Annotated in this window: 4 protein-coding genes and 1 pseudogene; 2 read left to right on the top strand and 3 right to left on the bottom strand. The window is 74.8% G+C overall.

Translation table 11 applies throughout. The annotated features are described in order from the left end of the window. Window positions 1–440, top strand: a pseudogene (locus EYA84_RS32740) (hypothetical protein); the annotation flags it as partial. A gap of 236 nt (window positions 441–676) precedes the next feature. Next, the gene (locus tag EYA84_RS28760) at window positions 677–1,927 is read left to right on the top strand and encodes an MFS transporter (protein ID WP_394347627.1); all 1,251 of its coding nucleotides are present in this window, start codon (window positions 677–679) and stop codon (window positions 1,925–1,927) included. 11 nt (window positions 1,928–1,938) lie between these two features. On the opposite strand, the gene EYA84_RS28755 is transcribed toward EYA84_RS28760, so the two are convergent. The 3 genes from EYA84_RS28755 to EYA84_RS28745 form a co-directional block, all read right to left on the bottom strand. Continuing rightward, window positions 1,939–2,310, bottom strand: coding sequence for a YchJ family protein (locus tag EYA84_RS28755; RefSeq protein ID WP_131057111.1), 372 nt, complete (start codon window positions 2,308–2,310; stop codon window positions 1,939–1,941). Between the two features lie 203 nt (window positions 2,311–2,513). Next, a complete protein-coding gene (locus EYA84_RS32735; RefSeq protein ID WP_131057107.1) occupies window positions 2,514–3,056 on the bottom strand; it encodes a hypothetical protein in 543 nt (180 codons plus the stop codon). Window positions 3,057–3,199: 143 nt separating this feature from the next. Then, the coding region (locus EYA84_RS28745) for a class F sortase (RefSeq protein ID WP_131057105.1) at window positions 3,200–3,583 on the bottom strand (384 nt) is incomplete at its 5' end.

Genomic DNA, 3,583 nt, shown 5'->3' with positions numbered 1-3,583 from the left:
TCGGCGCGCCGGCCGCCGACCCGCCGCCCGCCACGCCGGTGTTCGCGACCGGGACCTCGTCGGGTGTGCCGGTGGCCGACGACCCGGAGGCGACCCAGGTCGTCACCCCGCCCCACGTCGACTCAGACCCGACCACGCTGCTCCCGCGCCAGTCCACGGCCGACTCCGACGACCCGGACGCCACCACCGCGTTCCCGCGTCAGTCGGTGGCGGACTCCGACGACCCGGAGGCCACCACGGCGTTCCCGCGCCAGCAGCCGGTCGACGACGACTCCGACACCACGACCGCATTGCCGCGCCAGTCCGCCGCGACGACGGACGACCCGGACACCACCCAGGTCACGTCGACCGGGCCGGACGTGCCGTCGCCGCGGACCGCTGCCGACGACAGCGAGTCGACGATCATCCTGCCGAAGAACAACGGCCCGTCCGGTCGCTGACCCAGACGGCGTCACCTCGCGGGACGGGACCGTACGGTCCCGTCCCGCGACACGCGTCCGGCAGTCGTCGTCTGCCGCGACGCCGTCGTCCGCCCGAGCCGCAACGGGGTGGCACCGGGTGGTGCCGGCGCCTACGATCACCGCATGACCTGGCGACATTGATGCCTTGACCGAGGCCGGGGGCCGCCCTCGGACGCCGTACACACGGTGTCCGTAATCGCCCCCCACCCGTCCGGATGGCCTCGATGACCCTCGCTTCCGCCGCCGGCCGTCGCCTGGCGGCCACTCTCTACGCGTACACGTTCCTCACCGACCTGGTCCTGCTCTACCCGGTGTACGTGCTGCTCTTCTCCGACACCGGGCTGTCGGTCGGGCAGATCTCCTCGCTGTTCGTGATCTGGTCGCTGACCGGTCTGGTACTGGAGGTGCCCGCCGGTGCCTGGGCCGACGCCACCTCCCGGCGTCTGGTGCTCGCCCTGGCGCCGCTGTGCAGCGCTCTCGGTTTCGGTCTGTGGACGCTCCTGCCGTCCTATCCGGCGTTCGCCGTCGGGTTCGTGCTCTGGGGAGCCGGCGGTGCACTCGCGTCCGGCGCGCTGGAGGCGCTGGTCTTCGACGAACTCGACCACGTGGGCGCCGCCGACCGGTACGCCCGGACCATCGGCCGCGCCCGCACCGCCGGCACGGCCGGGGTGCTCGGGTCGATCCTGCTCGCCGGGCCGGTGCTCGGGCTCGGCGGCTACCCGATGGTCGGGGCGGCCAGCGTCGCGGCCTGTCTGCTGGCCGCCGCCGTCGCGACCCGCCTCCCGGAACACCGCCGCCGCCACCACCGCCTCGCCGCCGCGCCGTCCACCGAACCCGACGAGCCGGGCTGGTGGCAGAGGCTACGGCTCGGCGTGGCCGAGGCGCGCGGCAGTCGATCCGTCCGCGTGGCGGTGCTGCTGGTGGCGGTGGTGAGCGCGATCTGGGGCGCGCTGGAGGAGTACCTCCCGCTGCTGGCCCGGGACACCGGCGTCGCCCTGACCACCGTGCCGTTGCTGCTGCTGGTGGTGACCCTCGGCCAGATGGCCGGCGGGCTGCTCGCCCCGGCCGGGCAGCGGCTTCGCACCGGCGGGTACGCCCTGCTGCTGGCCGCCTCGGCGGTGGCCCTGGCGGTGGGGGTGCTGCTGCGCAAGCCGGTGGGGTTCCTGCTGGTCGCGGCGGCGTTCGCCGGCTTCCAACTCGCCTCGGTGCTGGCCGACGCCCGCCTTCAGGCCCGGATCAGCGGCCCGACCCGGGCCACCGTCACCTCGCTGGCGGGCACGCTCACCGACCTGACCACGATCGCGGTGTACGCCGGGTTCGGCCTGCTCGCCACGGCGACGGACACCGCGTGGGCGTTCGCCCTGGCCGTCGTGCCGTACCTGCTGATCGCGGCGGCGCAGGTGCTCCGGGCGGGCCGGATCCGACGTGGACCGGTCGACGCGCCGACCGCCCGGATCGACGCGTGACCCCGCCCGGCTCAGGGCCGCTCGGCATCCAGGTAGACCCAGCGACCGTCCTCCCGGCCGAAGCGGCTGCGTTCGGTCACCGTGCCCGGATCGCGGCCCTCCCGGTAGTGGGCGCGGAACTCCACGGTCCCGGTGCTGTCGAACAGCCCGCCCCCGTCGGTGCCGACGACCTCCAGCCCGGTCCACCGCTGGGCGGGGTCGAGGTGCAGGCGAGGTGGACGGGTCCGGGAGTGCCAGCTGCGCATCAGGTAGGCGTGGTCGCCGACGGCGAAGGCCGCGTAGCGGGAGCGCATCAGCGCCTCGGCCGTCGGCGCGTCCGCCTCGCCACGGTGCAGTCGCCCGCAGCAGTCCGCGTACGGCATGCCCTGCCCGCAGGGGCACATCCCGGTCACCTCGGTCCGCCTGTCTCGCTTCGCCACCTCGACATCCTCTCGACACCGGACCCGACGGCTGACGCCGGGGGCGTGGCGTGCCCCCGGACATCGGAGGCGGTGGACGGTGTGGCGCGCCCATCGCGCTCCGGCCCGGAGATCACCGAGCGGGCCCGGGGCTTCCTCCACCGGTTGTCCGACGGGTAGCGCCCCGGTCAGCGGGTCCGTGCGCCGCGCCGACTGCCGAAAGACTCCATCGTGGTCGCCTTCCGCGCCGGCCTCGGTGCTCCGGCCGCCCGGGACCGCGCGGCGGTGGCCTGGGTGGCCGACGTCTTCCGGGTCGCCGCCTTCTTCGTGGTGGTCTTCGTGGCCGGCGCCCGGCCACCGGTGGCCTTGCCCGCCGGTGCCGTCTTCGCCGCCGTCCTCTTCGCCGCAGGCGCCTTCTTCGCGACAGCGGTCTTCTTCGCGGCGGTCGCCTTGGCGGTGGGACGCCGGGTCGGGCTCGCGGTGGCGGAGACGGCCTTCTTCCGCGCCGTCCGGGCGGAGGTCGCCGCTGCCGTACCGGCCGTGGCCTTCCTGCTCGTGGACCTGCCGGCCGCTTTGCCGGCCGCCTTGCTGGTGGCTGCCTTGCCGGTCGTCTTCGTGGCGGCTGCCGTCCCGGGAGACCGCTTGGTCGCCGGGCTGCTCCGCTTGGTCGCGGTGCGCGACGACGCGGCCGTGGCCGCTCCGGTGTTCTTCCTGATCGCTGCCTGGGCCATCGTTGCTCCTCGGGTCTGCGGTGGACGCTCGGGTCTTCCCGGCGTCGGGATGGTCGAACGCACGCCACCGGCCGCGCGGGCTCACCTCGGACGGGTTCGCGCCGTGCGGGTTCACGCCCGTGCGGGTTCACGCCCGCGCGGGTTCACGCTGTGCGGGTGGCGAAGACGATCACGTTGTCGGCGTACTCGCCGCGTGCCGGATCGAACCGGCCGCCGCAGGTGATCAGCCGTAACCCGGCCAGGCCGCCGGGACCGTAGACCAGGTCGGTGGGGAACCGCTCCTTCGGGTACGCCTCGACCGCGTCCACGGTGAAACGGGCCACCGTGGCATCGACCCGGGTGATGTGGACGGTGTCGCCGGGGCGCAGCCGCCCCAACTCGAAGAAGACGGCCGGGCCGTCCCCGGAGTCGACGTGGCCCACCAGGACCGCGTTGCCGATCTCACCCGGGCTGGCACCGGGTCGGTACCACCCGGCGACCTGCGGCCGGTCCAGCGCCGGCACCTCCAGCGCGCCCGAGGCGTCGGC

The sequence above is a fragment of the Verrucosispora sp. SN26_14.1 genome, assembly GCF_004307965.1.
Lineage (GTDB): Bacteria > Actinomycetota > Actinomycetes > Mycobacteriales > Micromonosporaceae > Micromonospora.
This window is presented reverse-complemented; position numbering and strand designations above follow the sequence as displayed.

Bases quoted from the DNA above. Each gene is read 5' to 3' on its own strand.
- EYA84_RS28755 (WP_131057111.1), bottom strand. From the start codon at position 2,310: ATGTGCCCCTGCGGGCAGGGCATGCCGTACGCGGACTGCTGCGGGCGA.
- EYA84_RS28760 (WP_394347627.1), top strand. From the start codon at position 677: ATGGCCTCGATGACCCTCGCTTCCGCCGCCGGCCGTCGCCTGGCGGCC.
- EYA84_RS32735 (WP_131057107.1), bottom strand. From the start codon at position 3,056: ATGGCCCAGGCAGCGATCAGGAAGAACACCGGAGCGGCCACGGCCGCG.